Raw genomic sequence first — 23,847 nt, forward strand, 5'->3', positions numbered from 1 at the left:
AGAAAGACTTCCGATGTTGGACGTACTCCTGATCGGGCTCAGCATGGGCTCGATTCTTCTGCTGGCCGCGCTCGGCCTGGTCATCATCTACGGCGCGATGGGCGTGGTGAACATGGCGCACGGCGAGATGATCATGGTCGGCGCCTATGCCGCGGTGCTGGCGCAGATCTGGCTCGGGCTCGGGCTGTTCGCCGCGATCCCGATCGCCTTCGTGGTCGCGGCCGCGCTGGGCCTCCTGATCGAACGCTGCGTGGTGCGGCGCCTCTACGGCCGGCTCGGCGACACGCTGCTCGCCACCTGGGGCGTGGCGATCCTGGTGCAGCAGGCGGTGCGGCTCGAAGGCGGCCTGGCCTTCTTCGGCATCCACATCGAAGGGCTGGGGCCGGGGCTGCAGAACATGCCGATCCCCACCGTGCTGCAGGGCGCGGTGATGGTCGGCGACACGCCGATCAATGCCTACCGCGCCTTCATCGTGGCCTGCACCGTGGTGCTGACCTTCGCGACCTGGCTGCTGCTCTACCGCACGCGCATCGGCATGCAGGTGCGCGCCATCATTCGCAACCCGCGCATGGCCGCGGCCTGCGGCATCGACGTGCAGCGCGTCAACGCCTGGACCTTCGCCTTCGGCGCGGGCCTGGCCGGCATCACCGGCGTGCTGGTGGCGGGCTTCAAGACCGTCTCGCCCGACATGGGCACGGCACTGGTGGTCGACAGCTTCCTGGTCGTGGTCTCGGGCGGCGTCGGCAGCCTGCTCGGCGCGGTCGTCACCTCGATCGGCCTCGGCGAGGTCACGGGCGTGGTGGCGGCGGTCAGCAACGACATCCTCGCGCGCGCGGTGGTGTTCGGCCTGGTGATCCTGCTGATCGTGGTGCGGCCGCAGGGCCTGTTCTCGTTCAAGGGGCGGTGAGCGGCATGGGCACTCCTCTGGACCGGCGCGCGACCTTCGCCGCCTACTCACTCTTCCTGGCCCTGGTCGCGCTGGCACCGCTGGTGCTCGACGGCTTCTGGCTCAACCGGCTCGCCAAGTACCTGGTGTTCGGCATGCTCGGCATCGCCGTCGCCATGAGCTGGGGCTATGCCGGCATCCTCAACCTCGGGCAGGGGCTGTTCTTCGGCCTCGGCGCCTACATGCTGGCCATGTCGCTGAAGATGGCCAGCCCCACCAGCCTGCAGCATGGCGGCGCCAACCCGGTGCCGGACTTCATGCTGTCGAACGCGCAGCCCGGCGCCACCGTCGACCTGTGCTGCATCAACCCGGGCGCCTTCCTGTGGCAGCCGTTCCAGTCGCAGGGGTTCGGCCTCGCCATGGGCCTGGTGCTGCCGGCGCTGGTGGCCTTCGTGCTCGGCGCGCTGCTGTTCCGCAAGCGCATCGCGGGCGTGTTCGTGTCGATCGTCACGCTGGCCCTGGTGCTGCTGGTGCGCCTGCTGCTGGTCGACGCGCAGCCGATCACCAACGGCTTCAACGGGCTGTCGGACCTGGCCTGGCTGCGCATCGCGGGGCACGAGCTCGATCCCTACGGCGTGTCGACCTACTACCTGGTCGCGGGCGTGCTCGCCGTGGTGCTGGTCGGTGCGCGCGCGCTGCTCGCCACGCGCGCCGGCGTGATCCTGCGCGCCACCTCGGGCGATCCGCAGCGCGCGCGCTACCTGGGTTTCGACGTGGCGCACTACCAGACCTTCTTCTTCGCGCTGTCGGCGGCCATCGCCGCTGTGGCCGGGATGCTCTACGTGGTGGTGGCCGAGTTCGCCTCGCCCACCTTCATGGACCTGAGCTTCTCGATCACCATGGTGGTGTGGGCCGCGGTGGGCGGGCGCGCCTCGCTGCTGGGCGCGTGCATCGGCGCGATCCTGATCAACATGCTCGAGGCCACGGCGAGCGAGACCCAGTCGCTGGTCGAGGCCTGGCGCGTGATCGTGGGCCTGACCTTCGTGCTGGTGGTGCTGTACCTGCCCAAGGGCATGGCCGGCTGGGCGCACGAGCTGCTCGAGCGCATCGGCCAGCGCCGTGCCGGCGGAGGTGCGCCATGAGCGACATCGCACTCGAACTGCATGCGCTGGGCGTGAGCTTCGGCGGCTTCAAGGCGGTGGATGGCGTGTCGCTGCGCGTGGCCGAGGGCGAGCTGCGCGTGCTGCTGGGCGCCAACGGCGCCGGCAAGACCACGCTGATGGACCTGGTCTCGGGCAAGACGCGCAGCACCGAGGGCCGGGTCGAGTTGCACGGCCGCGACCTCACGAACTGGCCCGAGTACCGGATCGCGCGCGCGGGCATCGGCCGCAAGTTCCAGATCCCGAGCGTGTTCCGCGAGCTCACGGTGCGCCACAACCTCTGCGTGGCCGCGAGCCGCGAGCCCTCGATCCTGCGCAACCTGCGCTGGGGCTTCGGGCGCGAGACCGACCGCCGCGTCGACGAGATCCTGGCGCTGGCCGGCCTCGAGGAGGTGCAGCAGCAGCAGGCCGGCGACCTGAGCCATGGCCAGACGCAATGGCTGGAGCTGGGCCTGCTGATCGCGCAGCAGCCGAAGGTGATCCTGCTCGACGAACCCACGGCCGGCATGACGGCCGGCGAGACGCGCAAGACCGCGCAGATCCTCAAGAGCCTGCGCGGGCGCCACACCATCCTGGTGGTGGAGCACGACATGGCCTTCGTGCGCGACATCGCCGAGCGCATCACCGTGCTGCACCTGGGCCGCGTGCTGGCCGAGGGCAGCGTCGCCGAGATCGAGCGCGATGCACGCGTCCGGCAGGCCTACCTCGGATCCCACGGAATCGCATCAACATGCTGACACTCGCCAACGTCGACAGCTACTACGGCCGCAGCCACGCGCTGCAGGACGTGAGCCTCTCCATCCCGAAGGGGAAGATCACCGCCATCCTCGGGCGCAACGGCATGGGCAAGACCACGCTGCTGCGCACCCTGATGGGCAGCATGGTGCGCGCCACGGGCCGCATCGAACTCGACGGCCTGCGCATCGACGGGCTGCCCACGCACCTGCGCGCGCGCGGCGGCATCGCCTACGTGCCGCAGGGGCGCGAGATCATCCCCGACTTCAGCGTGCGCCAGAACATCCTGATGGGTGCCTTCTCGGGCCGCGGGCCGCGCGCGATCCCGCCGCTGGCGCTCGAGCTGTTCCCGTACCTGGCGGCCAACCTCGACCGGCCCGGCGGCGTGCTGTCGGGCGGCCAGCAGCAACAGCTCGCGCTGGCGCGCGCCCTCGCGGCGCAGCCCAGCGTGATGCTGCTCGACGAGCCCAACGAAGGCATCCAGCCCTCGGTGGTGCAGGAGATCGAGGCCGCGATCGCGCGCATGAACCGCGAGCTCGGGCTGACGATGGTGCTGGTCGAGCAGAACATCGACTTCGTGCGCCGCGTGGCCAGCGGCTTCGCCATGTTCGAGAAGGGAAGCATCGTCGAGAGCGGTCCCATCGAGCAGCTGAGCGACGAGATCATCGATCGCCACATGACCTTCTGACTTCCCCTTTTTGTCTCCCTCTTCATTCACCGTATTCACGAGGAGTTTCTTCGCCATGAGCCAGACCCCCCCCACCATCGACCTCGCCACCCTGACCGTCGACACCGTGCAGGAAGGCTTTCGCAACGGCAGTTTCACGGCCGAGTCGCTCGCGCGCGCCTGCCTCGCGCAGATCGAGACCTGGAACGGGCGCTACAACGCCATCATCTTCCTCAACGACGAGGCCATCGACGATGCGCGCGCCATCGACCGCCGGCGCGCGGCCGGCGAGGCGCTCGGCCCGCTCGCGGGCGTGCCCGTGGTCGTCAAGGACCCGATGGACATGGTCGGCTTCCCGACCACGGCCGGCTGGTCGCTGCTGCACGGCGAGAGCGGCGGCGTCGACCTGATGCCCGCCACCGACGCGCCCGTGGTGGCGCGCATGCGCGCGGCCGGCGCCGTCATCCTCGGCAAGACCAACGTGCCGGTGCTAAGCCACACCGGCACCCATGCCGACGACAGCTGGGCCGGCCCCACGCTCAACGTGGTGCTGCCCGATCGCGTGCCCGGCGGCAGCAGCGCGGGCACGGCCACCGCGGTCGGCGCCAGCATGGCCGTGCTGGGCCTGGCCGAGGAGACCGGTGGCTCGATCCAGAACCCGGCCTCGGCGCAGGACCTGGTGGGCATCAAGCCCACCATCGGCCTGGTGCCCAATGCCGGCGTGATGCCGCTGTCGGGCAACCGCGACGTGGTGGGCCCGATCGCGCGCACCGTGAAGGACGCGGCGCTGTGCCTCGACGTGCTCGCGGGCTACTCGCCGGAGGATCCGAAGACCTTGGCCGGCGTCGGCAAGAAGCCGGTGGGCGGCTACACCGCGCAGTTCGGCAGCCGCAGCCTCGCGGGCGCGCGCATCGGCCTGTACGGCCCGGGCTGGCGCACCCAGCCGCTGTCGGCCGAAGCGGGCGAACTCTATGCGCGCGCGGCGAAGGAACTCGTGCAGCGCGGCGCGGTGCTGGTCGACGATCCCTTCGCCGACACCGGCTTCGCGCAGCTGCGCCAGCCCACGCTGCCGCTCACCAACTTCGATGCGCGCGGCATGGAATCGGTGCCCTACGACCTGCAGAAATACCTCGAGCGGCTGGGCCCCGACGCGGCGCTCAAGTCCTTTGCCGATTTCGCGAAGGCGACCGAGAAGGAATCCGCCTTCGCGCCCGGCGGCGTGCTGAGCTACCTGCACAACCTGCCGCAGTTCGCGGCCGCGCTCAAGTCGCCGGGCACGCCGCCCGACCTGTCGGACTTCATCGCGCTCAAGGAGGCCTATCTGCGCATCGTCGACGCGGTGTTCGCGCGCGAGCGGCTCGATGCGCTGGTGTTCCCGCAGATGCGCGAGGAACTGCCGGTCACGCGCGGCGGCACGATCCAGGAGACCACGGTGGGCGAGCTCAACATCGCGGGCCTGCCGGCCGTGACGGTGCCCGCGGGCTACTACGCCTCGGGCGCGCCCTTCGGCCTGTTGTTCGTCGGGCCGCTGTGGAGCGAGGCGACGCTGCTCGCGCTGGCGCACGACTACGAGACGGCGACGCGGCATCGCAAGGCGCCGCGGCTCACGGCCGCCTGAGGGCCGCGTACGGAGCGGCGTCTCCGTACTTTCCCGGGCGATGTATAGCTCTGCTCAATACATTGCCCGAAAAACTTGAATTGGACGAATAGAAGCTTCGAGCGGACAGTGCACCCAACGCGAGACGACAAGGTCTCCGAGACAAGTCACTGATTTCCAAAGGAGCTTCCCGATGACATTTCAAGCCGAGACCGTCCTGGCCAATGGACGGCATTACGCGAAGCCGCGCGCGCCGGTGGTCGTGGTGTGCGTCGATGGCTGCGAGCCCGACTACATCACCCAGGCCATCCAGGCCGGCGCGGCGCCGTTCCTGCAGCGCATGCTCAAGCAGGGCAGCTCGCTGATCGGCGACTGCGTGGTCCCGAGCTTCACGAACCCGAACAACGTGTCGATCGTGACCGGCGTGCCGCCCTCGGTGCACGGCATCTGCGGCAACTTCTTCTACGACGTGGCGGCGGACAAGGAGGTCATGATGAACGACCCCGAGTACCTGCGCGCGCCCACGCTGCTGTCGGCCTTCTCCGAGGCCGGCGCGCTGGTGGCGGCCGTGACCGCCAAGGACAAGCTGCGCACCATGCTCGGCCACGGCCTGCGCGGCATCTGCTTCTCGGCCGAGAAGGCCGACAAGGCGACCGTCGCCGAATGCGGCATCGACCGGGTGCTCGAGCTGGTCGGCAAGCCCGTGCCCTCGGTCTACAGCGCCGATCTCAGCGAGTTCGTCTTCGCCGCCGGCGTGCGCCTGCTCGAGACGCGCAAGCCCGACCTGATGTATCTCTCGACCACCGACTACGTGCAGCACAAGTGCGCGCCCGGCACGCCCGAGGCCAACGCCTTCTACGCGATGATGGACGGCTACCTCGCGCGGCTCGACGCACTGGGCGCGGTGATCGGCCTCACGGCCGACCACGGCATGAGCCCCAAGACCGACGCGGCCGGCAATCCGCGCGTGCTCTACCTGCAGCAGGAACTCGACGCGCGGCTCGGCGAAGCCAGCACGCGCGTGATCCTGCCGATCACCGATCCCTACGTGGTGCACCACGGCGCGCTCGGTTCGTTCGCGACGGTGTACGTCAACCGCGCGCCGCTGGAGCAGGTGCACGAGGCGCTGGCCGGCCTGCCCGGCGTGGAGCAGGTGCTCACGCGCGACCAGGCGGTGCGGCAGTTCGAACTCGCGGGCGACCGCATCGGCGACCTGGTCGTGGTCGGCGACCACCTGACGGTGCTGGGCACCAGCGCGGCGCGGCACGACCTCAGCGGCCTCACGGTGCCGCTGCGCTCGCACGGCGGCGTCTCGGAGCAGAAGGTGCCGCTGCTGTTCAACCGCGCGCTGCAGGGGGTCGACCCGCGCCGCCGCCTGCGCAACTTCGACGTCTTCGACCTGGCCCTGAACCACGCGGGCGCCGCCCACTGAAGAGGCCCAGATGTCCCAGGAATTCTTCAATCCCGTGCGCAGCGTGTACGGGGCAGGGGCCTTGTCGTCCCTGCCGAAGCTGCTGGCCGGCCGCAAGGCCGTGGTCGTGACCTTTCCCGAGGCGCGCCGCTTCGGGCTCGTCTACCGGCTGCAGGCCCTGCTCGGCGACGGCCTGGCCGGCGTGATCGACGCGGTGCTGCCGAACCCCGACGTGGCCGAGCTGCGGGCGCTCTACGAGGCGTTCTGGAGCGATGCGCAGCAGGCCGAGGTGCTGGTTGCGGTCGGCGGCGGCAGCGCGATCGACACCGCCAAGGCGCTGATGGTCGGAACACAGAGCGGCCGCTTCGACGACCTGGTGGCGGCCCTGGCCGCGGGCAAGCCCTTCGTGCCGGCGCGCGTGAAGACGCTGATCGCGGTGCCGACCACCGCCGGCACCGGCAGCGAGGTCACGCCCTGGGCCACGATCTGGGACCGTGAGGCGCAGCGCAAGCATTCGCTGCACCTTCCCGAGACCTGGCCCAGCATCGCGATCGTCGATCCCGAGCTGATGCTCTCGCTGCCGGCCTCGGTGACGCTGCAGAGCGGCCTCGATGCGCTGTCGCATGCGCTCGAGTCCATCTGGAACGTGAACGCGAATGCGCTGTCCGACACCTTCGCGGTCGCGGCGGTGCAGCAGATCTTCGAGACCCTGCCGCTCTTGATGGAGAAGCTGGACGACCTCGAGCTGCGCGCCCGCATGGCGCTGGCCGCGCTGCAGGCCGGCATGGCGTTTTCGAACACCCGCACCGCGCTCGCGCACTCCATCTCCTACGAGATGACCCTGCGCTACGGCCTGCCGCACGGCATCGCCTGCTCGTTCCCGCTGCCGATGGTGCTGCGGCGCGCGATCGGGCAGGACGCCGGCCGCGACGCGGTGCTCGAGCGCGCGCTCGGCCCGCTGGACCGCGCGCCGCAACGGCTCTCCGACTTCATCGAGCGCCTGGGCGTCAAGACGCATTTCTCGGACTACGGCGTGTCGAGCGAGCAGGCGGATCGCATGGTCGCGCATGCATTGACCGGCGCGCGCGGCAAGAACTTCATCGGCACCCCACAAAAGGAGGCGGCATGAACGCCATTCTCGACAGACAGGACATCCGCGTGGAAGCGCTGCGCATCGGCGGCGAGAAGGTCCACACGCCGCGCACGATCGCCGTGCGCAACCCCTACACCGGCGAGACGGTGGGCACCGTCGCCATGGCCACGCTGGAGGACGTGCGGCGCGCCTACGAGATCGCGCACGCCTACGTGCCGCGCCTGTCGCGCTACGAGCGCTCCGCGATCCTCAACCGCGCCGCGCTGCTGCTGCGCGCGCGCACCGACGAGGCCTCCACGCTGATCACCAGCGAGTCGGGCCTGTCGAAGAAGGACAGCATCTACGAGATCGGCCGCGTGGCCGACGTGCTGAACTTCGGCGCCAACGAGGCGCTGCGCGACGATGGCCAGGTGTTCTCTTGCGACCTCACGCCGCACGGCAAGCAGCGCAAGGTGATCACCACGCGCGAGCCGCTGCTGGGCGTGATCACCGCCATCACGCCCTTCAACCACCCGATGAACCAGGTGGCGCACAAGGTGGTGCCCTCGGTCGCGACCAACAACCGCATGGTGCTCAAGCCCTCGGAGAAGGTGCCGCTGTCGGCGCTGTACTTCGCGGACCTGCTCTACGAGGCCGGCCTGCCGCCCGAGATGCTGCAGGTGATCACGGGCGACCCGCGCGAGATCGCCGACGAGATGCTGACGCACCGGCACGTGGAGCTGATCACCTTCACCGGCGGCGTCGAGATCGGCAAGTACATCGCGAACAAGGCCGGCTACCGGCGCATCGTGCTCGAGCTCGGCGGCAACGATCCGCTGATCGTGATGGACGACGCCGACCTCGACCGTGCCAGCGATCTGGCCGTGCAGGGTTCCTACAAGAACTCGGGCCAGCGCTGCACCGCCGTCAAGCGCATGCTGGTGCACGAGAAGGTGGCCGCGGAGTTCACCGAGCGCGTGGTGGCCAAGACCCGCGCCTGGAAGTTCGGCGACCCGATGGACGCGGGCAACGACATGGGCACGGTGATCGACGAGGCCGCGGCCCGCCGCTTCCAGGCGGTGGTGGACGAGGCGGTCGCGCAGGGCGCGCGGCTGCTGGCCGGCAACGAGCGCGAGGGCGCGCTGTACGCGCCGACGGTGCTCGACCGGGTGCGCCCCGAGATGACCGTGGTGCGCGAGGAGACCTTCGGCCCGGTGTCGCCGATCCTGCGCTTCGCCAACATCGACGAGGCGATCGCGATGTCGAACGGCACCGCCTTCGGACTCTCGTCGGGCATCTGCACCAACCGCATGGACGACGTGATGCGCTTCGCGAAGGAGCTCAAGGTCGGCACCGTCAACCTCTGGGAGGTGCCGGGCTACCGGATCGAGCTCACGCCCTTCGGCGGCATCAAGGACTCGGGCCTTGGCTACAAGGAAGGGGTGCAGGAGGCGATCAAGTCGTTCACCAACTGCAAGACGCTCTCGCTGCCATGGTGAGCCCACCGAAAATGGACTGAACGGCGCGCCGCCTCGCATCGACATGCGATGCGAGGCGGCGCGAACCGAAGAGCGCCGACCAGGCGCCCGATGACTGCCAGGAGACACGATGAAACCCAACGACAACTGCCCGATCGACGCCATGCGCCGCCGATTGCTGACGGGCGCCGGCGCCACCGCCGCGCTCTCGCTCGGCGAGCTGCTCTTTCCGCAGGCGGCCCAGGCGGCCCCCAAACGCGGCGGCACCTTCGTCTACACCAACACCTACCCGAACAACCGGATGGGCGATGCGCGCACCGGCCGCCATCCCCAGCACTGGCTCGACCTCAACAACCGCAGCGCCTACAACGCGCTGACCTGGGTCGACGAGAACCTCGAAGTGCAGCCCGAGCTCGCCACGGCCTGGGAGCCGAGCGCCGACCTCAAGGTCTGGGACATCACGCTGCGCGAGGGCGTGCTGTTCCACGATGGCCGCGAGATGACGGCCGACGACGTGGTGTCGTCCTACCGCTTCCACCAGACCGCGACCGGCTACGCCAAGCAGATCGTCAAGGTCGAGAAGGTCGGCAGGAAGGTGCGCATGACGCTGGACGCGCCGAACAGCGAGTTCCCCTACGTGCTGGCCGAGTACCACCTGATGATCATGCCGGCGGCCGAGAAGGAGGCGATCGGCCTCGCGGGCATCGGCACCGGACCGTTCCGGATCGCGAGCCTCGATCCCAAGCGCCGCATCATCCTCGAGCGCAACGAGAAGTACTGGCGCGCCGGCTTCCCCTACCTCGACCGCCTCGAGGTCGTGAGCTCGCCCGGCCGCATGGAAGGCGCGCTGAACGGTTTCCGCGGCGGCCTGTTCGATGCCGTGATCGGCGTCGACCCCGGCCTGCTGCCCGACCTCGAGCGCACGCCGGACCTCAAGTACAGCCTGTCGAGCAGCGGCGACCAGGCGCTGATGGTGATTCCCAAGGTGGCGGGCTCGCCGCTCGACGACAAGCGAGTGCGGCAGGCCCTGGCGCTGGCGGCCGACCGCGAGAAGATCATCCGCATCGTCTACGGCAGGAAGGCCGGCTGGGTCGGCAACGACTCGCACCTGACGCCGGCCAATGCCGTGTTCCAGCCGCTGCAGCGCATGCACGACGTGGCGCGGGCGCGCGCGCTGCTGGCCGAGGCCGGCCATCCCAACGGCGTGAAGCTGCCGACCTTCTACTTCGCGCCCACCTGGCCCGAGGTGCCGCGCGTGTTCCAGGTGCTGGCCGAATCGGTCAAGGAGGCCGGCATCGTGCTGCCGATCGAGCAGCGGCCGAGCGACGGCTACCGCAAGTGGCGCGTCGAGGACGCCGAGAAGACACGCAAGCACCGCTTCGCCTACACGCCGGCCGGCCCGCGCAATCCGGGCGTGAGCCTGTACCGGCTGCGGCCCGACAACAACGAGAGCGGCTACTGGCGCGGCGCGGGCTGCGACGAGTACATGGCGCTCTACCAGAAGTCGCTGGCCGAGCCTTCCACCGAGAAGCGGCGCGCGAACTACGTGCGCATGCAGGAGATCCTGCGCGACGAGGTGCCGATCCTGTCCGCGGGCGGGCGGCGCAACCTGCTGATCCACAAGCCCAACGTGCACGACCTGCGCAACCACTCGCAGTTCTGGTCGATGCGCTTCGACGAGGTCTGGAAATCGTGAGCCGGCCCCGCATCCCCTTCACCGACCCGCGCGCGAACGGCGACCCATCATGCTCATGACCTTCCTGCGGCGCGTGGGCCTCTACGCGCTGACCCTGCTGCTGGCCTCGATGCTGGTGTTCATCGCGACCGAGGTGCTGCCCGGCGACGCGCTCGAAGTCAGCCTCACGGCCGACGAGATCGCGATGATGAATCCCGAGGACCTGGCGCGAAAGCGCCACGACCTGGGCCTCGACCGGCCGGCGCCGGTGCGCTACTTCGAGTGGCTCACGGGCGCCATGCGCGGCGATTTCGGCAAGACCATCCTCGGCGGCACGCCGGTGGTCGAGATCATCCGCGAGCCGGTGAAGAACTCGCTGCTGCTGGCGGCCGTGACGGCGCTGGTGGCCATTCCGGTGTCGCTGCTGCTGGGCATCGTCGCGGCCTTCTGGCGCGGCCGGCTGCCCGACACGCTGGCGTCGATGGGCGCGGTCATCGGCTACTCGATCCCCGAGTTCGCCTCGGGCAACCTGCTGGTGCTGGTGTTCGCGATCTGGATCCCGGTCTTCCCGGCCGTGATCCTGGCCTTCGCCGACGCGCCGCCGTCGGCGCTGCTGGCGGTGTCGGTGCTGCCGGTCGCGACCATCGTGTTCGGCTCCATCGCCCACCTGGTGCAGCTGATCCGCACCGGGCTGATCGAGTCGCTGGCCAGCGACTACGTCGAGCGTGCCCGCTTCACCGGCCTGGGCGAGCTGCGGCTGATCCTGCGCCATGCATTGCCGGCCTCGGTGATCCCGGCGCTCAACTCGGCCGCGCTCTACGTGGCCGGCCTGCTCAGCGGCATCGTGGTGGTCGAGAAGGTGTTCGGCTATCCCGGGCTCGGAATGATCCTGCTGCAGGCCGTCGACAAGCGCGAGGTGCCGATCGTGCAGGCCATCAGCCTGTTGGCGGCCCTGGCCGTCGTCTCGATGAACCTGCTGGCCGACCTCGCGGTGGCCGCCCTCGACCCCCGCGCCAGGAGCCGCTGAATCATGATGTTCAAGATCAACCACCACGCGCTGCTGCGGCCCGTGGCCCTGTTCGGCATCGGCATCGTCGTGCTGCACCTGGCCGTCGCGCTGGCCGCGCCCTGGATCGCGCCCTACGACCCGATGTCGCTCAACGGCGGCCGCGCCGAGCCGCCGAGCGCCGAGTTCTGGCTCGGCACCGACGTGCTGGGCCGCGACTACCTGTCGCGCCTGCTGTGGGGCGGACGCACGGCGCTGCTGGCGGCCTTCACGGGCGTGGTCGTCGCGGTCAGCGTCGGCAGCATCCTCGGCGTGACGGCCGCCTACCTCGGCGGACTGTTCGACGACGTGATGATGCGCATCGTCGACCTCAAGCTGGCGCTGCCGGGCATCCTGTTCGTCGCGTTGTTCGCGGTCGGCTTCGGCGAATCGCTGCCGGTGCTGATCGTGCTCATCGGGATGGTGTACTTCCCGGGCGTGATCCGCATCGTGCGGGCCCAGGCGCTGACCCAGGTGCAGCTGGGCTACGTGAAGGCCGCGCAGCTGCGCGGCGAGGGCACGGTGTCGATCATCCTGCGCGAGCTGCTGCCCAACACGCTCGACGTGGTCTACGTCGAGTTCGCGATCCGCATGTCGCACGCGATCCTGCTGCTGAGCTCGCTGTCCTTCCTGGGCATGGGCATCTCGCCGCCCACGCCCGACTGGGGGCTGATGGTCGCCGAGGGCGTGAGCCAGCTCGCGTTCGCACCCTGGCTGGTGCTGGCGCCGGCGGTCTTCATCTCCACCCTGGTGGTGGGACTCAACTTCGGCGCCGAGGCGCTGGCACGGGCCCTGGGACTGGACGCCACGCGCGGCCAGGACGCGGCATGAAGGAACAGGCAACGATGAAGCATCCCGAATCCAACGCACTGGCACGGCGCCAGCAGGCGACGCGCCGCATCGGCGGACGGCTCGAGGTCCAGGGCCTGGGCATCGGCTACCGGCGCGCCGACGGGGAGATCGTCGGCGCGGTGCGCGGCGTCGAGTTCACGGTCGAGGCCGGCAGCAGCCTGGGCATCGTCGGCGAGAGCGGCTCGGGCAAGTCGACCGTGGCGCGCGCCCTGCTGGGCCATTGCCGGCCCGGCGGCGTGATCACCGCGGGCGCGGTGCGCATCGCGGGCGAGGACATCCTGCGCCTGGACGAACCGGCGCGGCGCCGGCTGCGCGGCCGGCACATCGCCTTCGTGCCGCAGAACCCGCTGAGCTCGCTGACGCCGCACATGCGCATCGGCGACCAGGTCGACGAGGCCGTGCGCCACCTGCGCGGCTGCGGTGCCGCCGAGGCGCGGGCGCGCACGCTCGAGCTGTTCGAGGCCACCAACCTGCCCGATCCGAAGGGCATCTGCGCGCGCTTTCCGCACGAGCTCTCGGGCGGCCAGCGCCAGCGCGTGGTGATCGCCGCGGCGCTGGCCGGCGACCCCGGCGTGCTGGTGCTCGACGAGCCGACCACCGCGCTCGACAAGACCACCGAGGTCCAGGTGCTGGAACTGGTGCGCACGCTGCGCGAGCGCTTCGGCACCTCGCTGATCTACGTGAGCCACGACCTCGGCGTGATCTCGCGCATGTGCGACCAGGTGATCGTGATGCACCAGGGCCGCATCGTCGAGCAGGGGCCGGCCGCGCGCATCTTCGGCGCGCCCGCGCATGTCTACACGCGGCAGCTGATCGCGGCCATTCCGCGCATCGATGCCGAGCCGCCGGCGCGCGATCAGCAACCACAGGCGCAAGGCGCGCTGCTGGTGGCGAAGGACCTCGCGTTCTCGTACCCGGCGCGCCGCCGCGCCTGGTTCCAGCCCCCGCAGGCCACGGCGCGGCCCGCGCTGGCCGGCCTGTCCTTCGCGATCGGGCGCGGCGAGACGCTCGGCCTGGTCGGCGAGTCGGGCAGCGGGAAGTCCACCGCGGCCTCGCTGGTCGCGGGGCTGATGGCGCCCTCGGGCGGCTCGCTGCACTTCGACGGCCAGCCGCTGGCTGCGAAGGCCACCGACCGCTCGCCGACGCTGCGGCGGCGGGTGCAGATCGTGTTCCAGGACCCGCTGTCCTCGCTCAATCCGCGCCAGCGCATCGCCGCCATCCTCGAGCGGCCGCTGACCCTGTTCACCGGGTTGCGCGGCCCCGCGCTGCGCGAGCGCGCGCAGGCGCTGATGCGGGCGATGCACCTCGATCCGGCGCTGCTCGAGTGCTACCCGCGCCAGCTCTCGGGCGGGCAGCAGCAGCGCGTCGCCATCGCGCGCGCCTTCGCGGCCGAGCCCGACCTGATCGTCTGCGACGAGATCACCTCGGCGCTCGACGTGTCGGTGCAGGCCCAGGTGCTGGAGCTGCTGCTCGAACTGCAGCGCAAGACCGGCACGGCCTACCTGTTCATCAGCCACGACCTCGGCGTGGTCCGGCGCATGGCCGACCGCGTCGTGGTGCTGCGCCATGGCGAGGTCCGCGAGGCCGGCGCCACGCGCCAGGTCTTCGACGCCCCGGCCGACGACTACACGCGCCTGCTGCTGCAGGCCACCGCCCTGCATTCCGTGACCGCCTCACCCGAAACCCTTGCCGCATGACCAAGTTCATCCACATCACCGATCCCCACCTCGTCGCGCCCGGCGAGATCCTGCACGGCCTGGACCCGTACGCGCGGCTCGCCGCCTGCATCGACGACATCCTCGAGCACCACCGCGACGCGGCCTGCTGCGTGATTACGGGCGACCTCGCGCACCGCGGCGAGAGCGCTGCCTACGCGGCGCTGCGCACCCAGCTCGCGCGGCTGCCCATGCCGTGCTTCCCGCTGGTGGGCAACCACGACATCCGCGCGCTGCTGGCGGCGCAATGCCCGGGCGGGCCGAGCGACGGCAACGGCTTCGTGCAGGGCCGCTTCGACCTGGCCGACGCGAGCTTCCTGCTGCTCGACACGCTCGACGAGGGCCGCAACGGCGGCCTCTACTGCGAGCAGCGTCTGGCCTGGCTCGCGGCCGAGCTCGACCGGCTCGGCGAGCGGCCGGCCTACCTGTTCATGCACCACCCGCCGTTCGACATCGGCATCCCGTGCCTCGACCGCATCGGCCTCGCGAACCCCGAGCCCTTCGCGCGGCTGCTGGCGAGCCGGCGCAACCTGCGCCACCTGTTCTTCGGCCACGTGCACCGGCCGGTCTGCGGCAGCTGGCGCGGCATTCCGTTCTCGACCCTGCGCGGCCTCAACCACCAGGTGCCGTTCGACCTGCACACCATTTCGCCGGTGCCCAAGAGCCACGAGCCGCCGGCCTATGCGGTGGTGTTCCTCGCGGCGGACCAGGTCACGGTCCACTTCCACGACTACCTCGACAAGTCCACGCTCCCGGCGCCCCGGGACGCTTCGAAATGAGCGGCCGGCGGCGCGCCGTCGTGGTGGTCTGCGACAGCCTGTGCGCGGACCTGGTCACGCCCGACGTGGCCCCCGCGCTCGCGGCGCTGCGCGCGCAGGGCGCCGACTTCGTTTCGGCGCGCGGCGTCTTTCCCTCGACCACGCGCACCAGCTCGGCCTCGATGGCCACCGGCTGCCTGCCGGCCGCCCACGGCCTGCTGGGCAACACCATGGTGCTGCGCGAGCAGGGCGCGCTGGTGCGGCTGTCGGTGGGCAAGCCCGACTTCCTCGAACGCCTGCGCCGCGCCACGGGCCGCACCCTGCGGCGCCCGACCTGGGCCGAGCGGCTGGCGCAGCAGGGCGGCGCGATCGTCATGTCGAACGTGTCGCCGGGCGCGGCCTACCTGCAGGACCCCGACGGCTTCGGCCATGTCTACCACCGCGCCGGCTCGCGCGGACCGGGCGGTGTCGCATTGGCGGACGGCCTGGCCATCGAGGTGGGCGCCGCGGGCGACCGGGCGATGACCGATCGCTTCTGCCGCGAGGTGCTGCGCGAACGCGCGCCCGCGCTGGCCGTGCTGTGGCTCTCGGAGCCCGACCACACGGCGCACAGCGTGCCGCTCGGATCGGGCGAGCACCTGGCGATGATCGCCCACGCCGATGCCTGCGTCGACCAGGTGCGGCGCACCGTGGAGGCGCTCGATCCGGCCGGCGACGAGATCCTGCTGGTCGCCTGTTCCGACCACGGCATGGAGACGGTGGAACGCAAGATCGACCTCGACGCGCTGCTGGTCGAGGCCGGCTGGAAGCAATCGCGCGAATCGCAGGAGGTGGTGGTGGCGCCCAACGGCAATGCCGCGCTGCTTTACTTCGCCGACGAGGCGCGCGACGCCATTCCCGCGCTCGTGCGCTGGCTGCAGGACCAGGACTTCACGGAGCGCGTGTTCGCCGGCCAGGCCCTCGCGGAGATCGGCTTGCCGACCGAAGGCCCGCTCGGCCTGGCGTTGGCGCTGCGCCATGACGCGAGCGCCAATCCCCATGGCGTGCCGGGTCGCAGCGTCTCGCTGCTGAGCCCGTTCAGCGATTCATCGCCCGTCGGCTGCGCGCAGCACGGCGGACTGGGCGAACACGAACAGCATCCCTTTCTCTACCTGAGAGGGGGAGGGCTTCGTCCCGGCGAGCGACGCCAACCCGCGTCGCTGATCGACATCGCGCCGACCGTGCTGCGCCACCTCGGCGTCGCGGCGGACGGCATGCAGGGACGCGCATTGCAGTAGACGCGCCGCGTCTTTCGCTCCCCCGACGCCGGATGGATTCGTCACGCATGTGCGTGAGGGGCCCGCCTGCGCGTCGCCATCCCTGGGTCACCCCCACCACTCGAAGAAAAAGATGAAGAGACAAAGAAGATTCACCCCCGTCATCGCCGGCGGCGCCATGCTCGCCATCGGCGCCTGTCACGCGCAGTCGACCGTCACCCTGTTCGGGCTGATCGACACCGGCGTCGCCCACTACCGCGTGCACGGCAAGGGCAGCCAGACCGCGCTGGCTTCCGACGGGCTCGCGAGCAGCCGTCTGGGCTTTCGCGGCCAGGAGGACCTCGGCGGCGGCCTGAGCGCGGGCTTCTGGCTCGAGGGCTCGCTCGCGGTCGACAACCCGACCTCCTTCGACCTCGCACGGCGCTCGACCGTGAGCCTGGCCGGCCCCTGGGGCGAGCTGCGGCTGGGCCGCGACTACACGCCGACCTACCTGATCCAGTCGGACTTCTCGGGGCCCTGGGTCACCAACGGCGTCGGCGAGAGCATCGTCTACCGCGGCCGCGCCGTCCTCTACGGCAGCGCCAACGCGGGTCAGAGCTCCCATGTGCGCGTGAGCAACTCGGTCGGCTACTTCCTGCCGCGCGACCTGGGCGGCTTCTCGGGCCAGTTCCAGTACGGCCTGCCCGAGGCGGTCGACGGCGGCGACGCGGAGCGCTACCTCGGCGGGCGCCTCGGCTATCGGCAGGGCGCGTTCCGCGTGGGCGCGGCCTACAGCCGGACCCTGGGCGGGCCGAAGGCGCCGACCACGCGCCCGCGCGACATCCGCTCGGCCAGCCTCGGTGTCGCCTACGACTTCGGCGTGGCATCGGTCGAGGCGCTCTACGCGCAGGACCGGGTGCAGATGCCGCTGGGCTCCAAGCGCTTCGAAGGCGCGACCGTCGGCGTGACGGTGCCGGTCGGCCCCGGCGAGATCCGCGCGAGCTACGGGCAGGTGGCCTTCCGCTACCCGGGCGACCGTTCGCGCGCCAGCAAGATCGCGCTCGGCTACGTGCACCACCTGTCGAAGCGCACCGCGCTCTATGCGACCGTTGCCCATGTGCGCAACCGCCGCGGTGCCGCGCTGACCGTCGGCGGCGACGTCGCGGGTCTCGCCGACCACGCGGCCAGCGGCCAGAACTTCGGCATCCGGCACGCGTTCTGAGCGCGCCCGTCCCGCGCAACCACCCCCACAATCCACGATTGGAGACAAGCATGCACCGTCGCGATCTCATCCGCCTGGCCTCGGCCGCCGCGGCCGCCACCTCCCTGCCGCGCTGGAGCTGGTCGAACACGCTGGCCCAGCGCGACCTGTTCCCGCTCGGCGTCGCCAGCGGGTCGCCGACCCCCGACGGCTTCGTGCTGTGGACCCGGCTGCTCGACGGCCCGGTGCCCGGCACCGTGCCCTTCGACACGCCGCGCCTGCCGCTGCCCGCCGCGCTGACGGTGCGCTGGGAGGTGGCCGAGGACGAGGCCTTCCGCCGCATCGTGCGCGCGGGCCAGGCGAACGCGCTGGCCGAGCTCGGGCACGCGGTGCACGTGGAGGTGTCGGGGCTGCGGCCGGACCGCTGGTACTTCTACCGCTTCATGCACGGCGACGCGGTCACGCAGACGGCGCGCACGCGCACCGCGCCGGCCCCGCACGCCATGCCCGGGCGCACGCGCTTCGCCTTCGTCTCGTGCCAGCGCTGGGAGCAGGGCCACTACGCGGGCTACCGCCACATGCTCGACGAGAACCTCGACCTGGTCGTGTTCCTCGGCGACTACGTGTACGAATACGCGATGCCGAAGAAGCCGCCGAGCTACCAGCTGGTGCGCACGCACACGCTGCCGGCCGCGAAGACGCTCGCGGACTTCCGCGACCGCTACGCGCTCTACAAGACCGACGCGCAGCTGCAGGCCGCGCACCGCGCCTGCCCCTGGCTCGTGACCTGGGACGACCACGAGGTGCAGAACGACTACGCGGGCCTCGAAGGCACCGGCGCGGCGGGCGACTTCCTCGCGCGGCGCGGCGCCGGCTACCAGGCCTTCTACGAGAACATGCCGCTGCGCGCCTCGGTGCTCACGCAGGGCATCGGCGGGCTCGGCACGCTCGACGGCCTGCGCATTTACGAGCGGCATGCCTGGGGCCGGCTGCTGCGCTTCCACATGCTCGACACGCGCCAGTACCGCGACCGCCAGCCCTGCCGCGTGCCCGGCGAGGAATCGCCGAGCTCGGTGACGCCCACCGGCTGCCCCGAACTGCGCGACCCCGCGCGCTCGATCCTCGGCAGCTACCAGGAACGCTGGCTCGAGCAGGGCCTGGCGCAGGACGCCGCGCTGGGCGAGCGCTGGAGCGTGGTGGCGCAGCAGACCATCTTCGCGCAGCGCAACTACAAGCCGCTGCCGGCCGAGAGTTACCACCCCAGCACCTGGGACGGCTATCCCGCGAGCCGCCAGCGCGTGCTCGACGCGGTGCAGGGCGCGGGCGCGCGCAACACAGTGTTCCTCGGCGGCGACATCCACCAGAACTACGTGAGCCGCGTGCTGGCCGACTTCTCGCGGCCGCAGTCGCCGGTTATCGCGAGCGAGTTCTGCGGCACCTCGATCGCCTCGGCCAGCGGCACGGCGCAGAGCCGCGCGCAGGAGATCGCCGACAACAACCCGCACATCCTGCTCGCGCGTTCCGACAGGCGCGGCTATGCGGTGGCCGACGTGACGCCCGGGCGCTGGCTCACCTCGCTGCGCGTGCTCGACGACGTGGCGCTGCCCGACAGCGGCATCTCGACGCTGGCGCGCTTCGCGGTCGACGACTGCGTGCCGGGTCCCCGGGCGGTCTGACCCCATGCCAGACAAGACCATCCCCATGACCACCGGGGCCGAGTGGCCCTACCTGGAAATCCTGGTGCGGCTGGCGCTGAGCCTGGCGCTCGGCCTGCTGATCGGGCTGGAGCGCGAGCGACGCGGCAAGGAGGCGGGGCTGCGCACCTTCGGCTTCATCTGCCTGCTGGGCGCGCTCGGCGGCCTGCTCGGCATGCCGGTGGCGCTGCTGTGCCTGGCGCTGGTGGGCGTGCTCGCGGTGCTGCTCAACGTGCAGACGCTGCGCGCCGGGCAGGGCGCCGAGCTCACGACCTCGGCCGCCATGCTCGTGACCTGCCTGGCCGGCGTGCTCTGCGGCCAGGGCCACACCATCGCGCCCGCGGCCGTGATGGTGCTGGCCACCGCGCTGCTGGCGTGGAAGGAACGGCTGGCCGGTTTCTCGGCCGGGCTGACCGAAAGCGAGATGCGCTCGGCGCTGCTGCTGGCCATCCTCGCGATCGTGATCTATCCGGCGCTGCCGGCCGGGGCCGTGGGACCGTGGCACCTGGTGGAGCCGCGCGCCGCCTGGGTCACGGTGATCCTGATCGCGGGCATCGGCTTCGTGAACTACATCCTCTGGAAGCTCTACGGCACGCGCGGCACCGAGCTCTCGGGCTTTCTCGGCGGGCTGGTGAACAGCAACTTCACGGTGATCGAGATGGCCTCGCGCGTCGTCGCCACGCGCGGCGCCTACGTGGGCACGGCCTACCGCGGCATCCTGCTGGCGACCACCGCGATGGTGGTGCGCAATGCCGGGCTGCTGCTGATCCTGGCGCCGCTCGCGCTGCTGGGCGCCTCGGGCGCCTTCGCGCTGATGATGCTCGCGAGCGCGGTGCTGGTGCTGTGGAGCTACCGGCGCGCCACGCGCGGGCCCGTGCCCGATGTGCCCGAGATCAAGCTCGACCTGCCGTTCTCGCTGCCGCTGGCGCTCAAGTACGGCGTGGTGTTCCTGGTGCTGCACATCGTCGGCGGCCTCACGCAGCGGCAGTTCGGCGATGCGGGCTTCTACTTCGTGAGCGTGGTCGGCGGCCTGATGTCGAGCGCGAGCGCCGTGGCCGCGGCCGCCGCGCTCGCGTCGCAGGGCAGCCTGTCGGCCACCACGGCGGGCACGGGCGCGGTGCTGGCCTCGCTCACGAGCATTGCCTTCAGCATGTCCTTCGTGCTGCGCACGCGCGAACGCCGCCTGACCACGAAGCTGTGCACGGCCATGCTGTGCATCGCCGTCGCCGGTGCCCTCGGGCTGGCCGGTTGGCATGTGGTCCTGCCGATGCTGCCGATCGGCCACTGAAGGCCGCACCGATACCTCCATCCCTCGAACCCGATACCCATGAGCAATCCCTCGAAGAACATCGAATCCGTCCTGGTCGAGAACCGCGTGTTCCCGCCCGATGCCCGCGCCACGCAAGGCGCCCGCATTTCCGGCATGGCCGCCTACGAAGCCCTGTGCAAGGAAGCGGAGGAAGACTTCGAAGGCTTCTGGAGTCGCCAGGCCACGAGCCACCTGCAGTGGACCAAGCCCTTCAGCAAGATCCTCGACGAATCGAACGCGCCGTTCTACCAATGGTTCGGCGACGGCGAGCTCAACGCCAGCGCCAACTGCCTCGACCGCCACATCGGCACCCCGGTCGAGAACAAGACCGCCATCGTCTTCGAGGCCGACGACGGCACCGTCACCCAGGTCACCTACAAGGAACTGCTCGCGCGCGTGAGCCAGTTCGCCAATGCGCTCAAGGCGCAGGGCATCCAGAAGGGCGATCGCGTCATCGTCTACATGCCGATGACGGTCGAGGGCGTGATCGCGATGCAGGCCTGCGCGCGCATCGGCGCCACCCACAGCGTGGTGTTCGGCGGCTTCTCGGCCAAGGCGCTGCAGGAACGCATCATCGACGCCGGCGCGGTCGCGGTCATCACCGCCAACTTCCAGCTGCGCGGCGGCAAGGAGCTGCCGCTCAAGGCCATCGTCGACGACGGCATCGCGCTCGGCGGCTGCGAGTCGATCAAGACCGTGTTCGTGTTCGAGCGCACGCCCTCGGCCTGGCACCGCGTCGAGGGCCGCGACAAGACCTTCGCCGAGGCGCTGGCCGGCCAGAGCACCGAGTGCGCGCCCGAGCCGGTGAATGCCGAGCATCCGCTGTTCATCCTCTACACCTCGGGCTCCACCGGCAAGCCCAAGGGCGTGCAGCACGCCACCGGCGGCTACCTGCTGTGGGCCAAGATGACGATGGACTGGACCTTCGACATCCGCCCCGAGGACGTGTTCTGGTGCACCGCCGACATCGGCTGGATCACGGGCCATACCTACGTCGCCTACGGCCCGCTCGCGGCCGGCGCCACCCAGGTGGTGTTCGAGGGCATCCCCACCTTCCCGCACGCGGGGCGCTTCTGGCAGATGATCGAGAAGCACAAGGTCAGCGTGTTCTATACCGCGCCGACCGCGATCCGCTCGCTGATCAAGGCGGCCGAGGGCGACGAGAAGGTGCATCCGAAGAACTGGGATCTCACGAGCCTGCGCATCCTCGGCTCGGTCGGCGAGCCGATCAATCCCGAGGCCTGGATGTGGTACCACCGCAATATCGGCGGCGAGCGCTGCCCGATCGTCGACACCTTCTGGCAGACCGAGACCGGCGGCCACGTGATCACGCCGCTGCCGGGCGCCACGCCGCTGGTGCCGGGCTCGTGCACCCTGCCGCTGCCGGGCATCATGGCCGCGATCGTGGACGAGACCGGCAAGGACCTGCCCAACGGCGCGGGCGGCATGCTGGTGATCAAGCGGCCCTGGCCCTCGATGATCCGCACCATCTGGAACGACCCCGAGCGCTTCAAGAAGAGCTACTTCCCCGAGGAGATGGGCGGGACGATCTACCTGGCCGGCGACGGCGCCGTGCGAAGCGCCGACCGCGGCTACTTCCGCATCACGGGCCGCATCGACGACGTGCTCAATGTCTCGGGCCACCGGCTGGGCACGATGGAGATCGAGTCGGCGCTGGTGTCCAAGACCGACCTCGTGGCCGAGGCCGCGGTGGTGGGGCGCCCCGACGACGTGACGGGCGAGGCGGTGTGCGCCTTCGTGGTGCTCAAGCGCGCGCGGCCGACCGGCGAGGAGGCCAAGCAGATCGCCACCGAGTTGCGTAACTGGGTGGCCAAGGAGATCGGGCCGATCGCCAAGCCCAAGGACATCCGCTTCGGCGACAACCTGCCGAAGACGCGCAGCGGGAAGATCATGCGGCGGCTGCTGCGCAGCATCGCCAAGGGCGAGGCGATCACGCAGGACACCTCCACGCTCGAGAACCCGGCCATCCTCGATCAGTTGTCGCAGACGAACTGAGAGACGCGGCCGCGCCGGGAGCTGTCGGCGACCGGTGCAACGACGCCAGCGAAGCGGCGTGTCCTACAAGGGGCGGTGAACGGACGGGCTAGCTTGCAGCGTCTACCCCCACACCGTACGCGAACACCGCCATGACCCAGCCACCGAAGAACGCGCGGTTGCCCGCCACACCGAACCGCCACGCCGTCGCCGCGCGAGGCACGACATGATCGGCATCGTCGTCCCCGCCCACGACGAGGAGGCGACGATCCGCGCCTGCCTCGCGGCGACGCGCCGGGCGTCGCTGCATCCCGCGCTGGCGGGCGAAAAGGTCGAGACCATCGTGGTGCTCGACGCCTGCACCGACGCGACCGGCGTGGTGGCGGCCTGCTGCGATGCGCTGACGGTGACGATCCGCGCGCGCAACGTGGGCATGGCGCGCGCCGTCGGTGCCGAGGCCCTGCTGGCGCGCGGCGCACGCTGGCTCGCGTTCACCGATGCCGACACGCTGGTGTCCGAGGACTGGCTGGCCGCGCAACTGGCGCTGCAGACCGAGGTGGTCTGCGGCACGGTCTCGGTGGCCGACTGGTCGCCCCATGGCGGCAACGCCGGGCTGCTCGCAGCGCATTTCGGCGCGACCTACGCCGATCGCGAGGGCCATCGCCACGTGCATGGCGCCAACCTGGGTGTCTCGGCCGCGGCCTATCGCCGGGCCGGCGGCTTTCGGCATCTGGCCTGCAGCGAGGACGTCGCGCTGGTGCGGGCGCTGGCGGATGCCGGATGCTCGATCGCATGGAGCGCGCTGCCGCGCGTCGTGACCAGTGCGCGCACCGATGCGCGCGCGGAGGGTGGCTTCGCCACCGCGCTGCTCCATGCGGTGGCGCAGCGCCTGGCCGAAGCGGCGGGTGGGCCCTCGGGCGCCGCCGCTGTCGCTTGAAAGGCCTGGTCAGTCCCCACCGCCCAGCGGACCGACGGGCGGTGCATCCTCGTCCTCGCCGGGAGTGCGCGGCCCGATGTTCTCGTCGCGGACCATGCGCTTGAGTTCGGCGCACCCGTCCTCGAAGGCGTCGAGCCACAGGTCGTAGGCCATGGGGCTGGCCGACAGCTCCACCCACTCGGAGGCGTCGTCGCCCTGCTCGTGCAGCACCCAGTGGAAATGACCTGGCTCCACTTCCTCGACGAACACCGCGATGCGGCGCAGCCGGCTCATTGCAGCCTCCCGGCGGCCTTCACCGCGTCGCGAAGCTTTGTGGGATCGTCTGCCATAGGGCCTCCTGAAGGTTGTTCGACCGCTGCCGATGCAGGCCGCGAGTCTGCGGAGCGGGCCCGCCCTGGTGCCGTAGGTGTTCGACGCATCGCGAC

The 23,847-nt window shown here is 70.7% G+C and carries 20 protein-coding genes; 19 read left to right on the forward strand and 1 reads right to left on the reverse strand.

Features of this window, described 5'->3' with window-relative positions:
• Positions 1 to 13 precede the first annotated feature (13 nt).
• From urtB to AC07RV_RS02250, 19 genes are all read left to right on the forward strand, one after another.
• A complete protein-coding gene (urtB, locus tag AC07RV_RS02160; RefSeq protein WP_296779883.1) occupies positions 14 to 907 on the forward strand; it encodes an urea ABC transporter permease subunit UrtB in 894 nt (297 codons plus the stop codon).
• 5 nt (positions 908 to 912) lie between these two features.
• Positions 913 to 2,028, forward strand: coding sequence for an urea ABC transporter permease subunit UrtC (urtC, locus tag AC07RV_RS02165; protein WP_296779886.1), 1,116 nt, complete (start codon positions 913 to 915; stop codon positions 2,026 to 2,028).
• Positions 2,025 to 2,783 carry an urea ABC transporter ATP-binding protein UrtD gene (urtD, locus tag AC07RV_RS02170; protein ID WP_203207382.1) on the forward strand — a complete coding sequence of 253 codons (759 nt, stop codon included), beginning with the start codon at positions 2,025 to 2,027 and terminating at the stop codon, positions 2,781 to 2,783. The genes urtC and urtD overlap by 4 nt, the downstream gene beginning before the upstream one ends.
• Positions 2,777 to 3,469: an ATP-binding cassette domain-containing protein gene (locus tag AC07RV_RS02175; RefSeq protein WP_093346052.1), complete on the forward strand. Its 693-nt coding sequence runs from the start codon at positions 2,777 to 2,779 to the stop codon at positions 3,467 to 3,469. Before urtD ends, AC07RV_RS02175 begins: the two co-directional genes overlap by 7 nt.
• A gap of 55 nt (positions 3,470 to 3,524) precedes the next feature.
• Positions 3,525 to 5,066 (forward strand): amidase, encoded by a 1,542-nt coding sequence (locus AC07RV_RS02180; RefSeq protein WP_296779893.1) that lies wholly within the window; start codon positions 3,525 to 3,527, stop codon positions 5,064 to 5,066.
• Positions 5,067 to 5,238: 172 nt separating this feature from the next.
• Positions 5,239 to 6,477, forward strand: coding sequence for a phosphonoacetate hydrolase (gene phnA / locus AC07RV_RS02185; RefSeq protein ID WP_296779896.1), 1,239 nt, complete (start codon positions 5,239 to 5,241; stop codon positions 6,475 to 6,477).
• Between the two features lie 10 nt (positions 6,478 to 6,487).
• Positions 6,488 to 7,585, forward strand: coding sequence for an iron-containing alcohol dehydrogenase PsrA (gene psrA / locus AC07RV_RS02190; protein ID WP_296779898.1), 1,098 nt, complete (start codon positions 6,488 to 6,490; stop codon positions 7,583 to 7,585).
• On the forward strand, positions 7,582 to 9,027 hold the full coding sequence (gene phnY, locus AC07RV_RS02195; RefSeq protein WP_296779901.1) for a phosphonoacetaldehyde dehydrogenase: 1,446 nt from the start codon (positions 7,582 to 7,584) through the stop codon (positions 9,025 to 9,027). Before psrA ends, phnY begins: the two co-directional genes overlap by 4 nt.
• Positions 9,028 to 9,136: 109 nt before the next feature.
• Positions 9,137 to 10,702: an ABC transporter substrate-binding protein gene (locus tag AC07RV_RS02200; protein ID WP_296779903.1), complete on the forward strand. Its 1,566-nt coding sequence runs from the start codon at positions 9,137 to 9,139 to the stop codon at positions 10,700 to 10,702.
• A gap of 49 nt (positions 10,703 to 10,751) precedes the next feature.
• Positions 10,752 to 11,708 carry an ABC transporter permease gene (locus AC07RV_RS02205; RefSeq protein WP_296779906.1) on the forward strand — a complete coding sequence of 319 codons (957 nt, stop codon included), beginning with the start codon at positions 10,752 to 10,754 and terminating at the stop codon, positions 11,706 to 11,708.
• Positions 11,709 to 11,711: 3 nt separating this feature from the next.
• On the forward strand, positions 11,712 to 12,557 hold the full coding sequence (locus AC07RV_RS02210) for an ABC transporter permease (RefSeq protein WP_057591920.1): 846 nt from the start codon (positions 11,712 to 11,714) through the stop codon (positions 12,555 to 12,557).
• A gap of 14 nt (positions 12,558 to 12,571) precedes the next feature.
• Complete coding sequence (locus AC07RV_RS02215; protein WP_296779909.1) at positions 12,572 to 14,275, forward strand: dipeptide ABC transporter ATP-binding protein; 1,704 nt, start codon at positions 12,572 to 12,574, stop codon at positions 14,273 to 14,275.
• A complete protein-coding gene (locus AC07RV_RS02220; RefSeq protein WP_296779911.1) occupies positions 14,272 to 15,072 on the forward strand; it encodes a phosphodiesterase in 801 nt (266 codons plus the stop codon). Before AC07RV_RS02215 ends, AC07RV_RS02220 begins: the two co-directional genes overlap by 4 nt.
• Complete coding sequence (locus AC07RV_RS02225) at positions 15,069 to 16,328, forward strand: alkaline phosphatase family protein (RefSeq protein WP_296779914.1); 1,260 nt, start codon at positions 15,069 to 15,071, stop codon at positions 16,326 to 16,328. The genes AC07RV_RS02220 and AC07RV_RS02225 overlap by 4 nt, the downstream gene beginning before the upstream one ends.
• 112 nt (positions 16,329 to 16,440) lie before the next feature.
• A complete protein-coding gene (locus AC07RV_RS02230; protein WP_296779916.1) occupies positions 16,441 to 17,508 on the forward strand; it encodes a porin in 1,068 nt (355 codons plus the stop codon).
• Positions 17,509 to 17,558: 50 nt separating this feature from the next.
• Complete coding sequence (locus AC07RV_RS02235; protein ID WP_296779919.1) at positions 17,559 to 19,163, forward strand: alkaline phosphatase D family protein; 1,605 nt, start codon at positions 17,559 to 17,561, stop codon at positions 19,161 to 19,163.
• Positions 19,164 to 19,167: 4 nt separating this feature from the next.
• Positions 19,168 to 20,469, forward strand: coding sequence for an MgtC/SapB family protein (locus AC07RV_RS02240; protein ID WP_296779922.1), 1,302 nt, complete (start codon positions 19,168 to 19,170; stop codon positions 20,467 to 20,469).
• Positions 20,470 to 20,508: 39 nt separating this feature from the next.
• Positions 20,509 to 22,506, forward strand: coding sequence for an acetate--CoA ligase (gene acs, locus AC07RV_RS02245; protein ID WP_492713611.1), 1,998 nt, complete (start codon positions 20,509 to 20,511; stop codon positions 22,504 to 22,506).
• 205 nt (positions 22,507 to 22,711) lie between these two features.
• Positions 22,712 to 23,422 (forward strand): glycosyltransferase family 2 protein, encoded by a 711-nt coding sequence (locus tag AC07RV_RS02250; protein ID WP_296775684.1) that lies wholly within the window; start codon positions 22,712 to 22,714, stop codon positions 23,420 to 23,422.
• A 9-nt stretch (positions 23,423 to 23,431) separates the two neighbouring features.
• Here the strand turns inward: AC07RV_RS02250 and AC07RV_RS02255 are convergent, their stop codons facing one another.
• Positions 23,432 to 23,695, reverse strand: coding sequence for a hypothetical protein (locus AC07RV_RS02255; protein ID WP_093350133.1), 264 nt, complete (start codon positions 23,693 to 23,695; stop codon positions 23,432 to 23,434).
• Positions 23,696 to 23,847: the final 152 nt, after the last annotated feature.

This window comes from Variovorax sp. GW821-FHT09B01, from assembly GCF_059418345.1.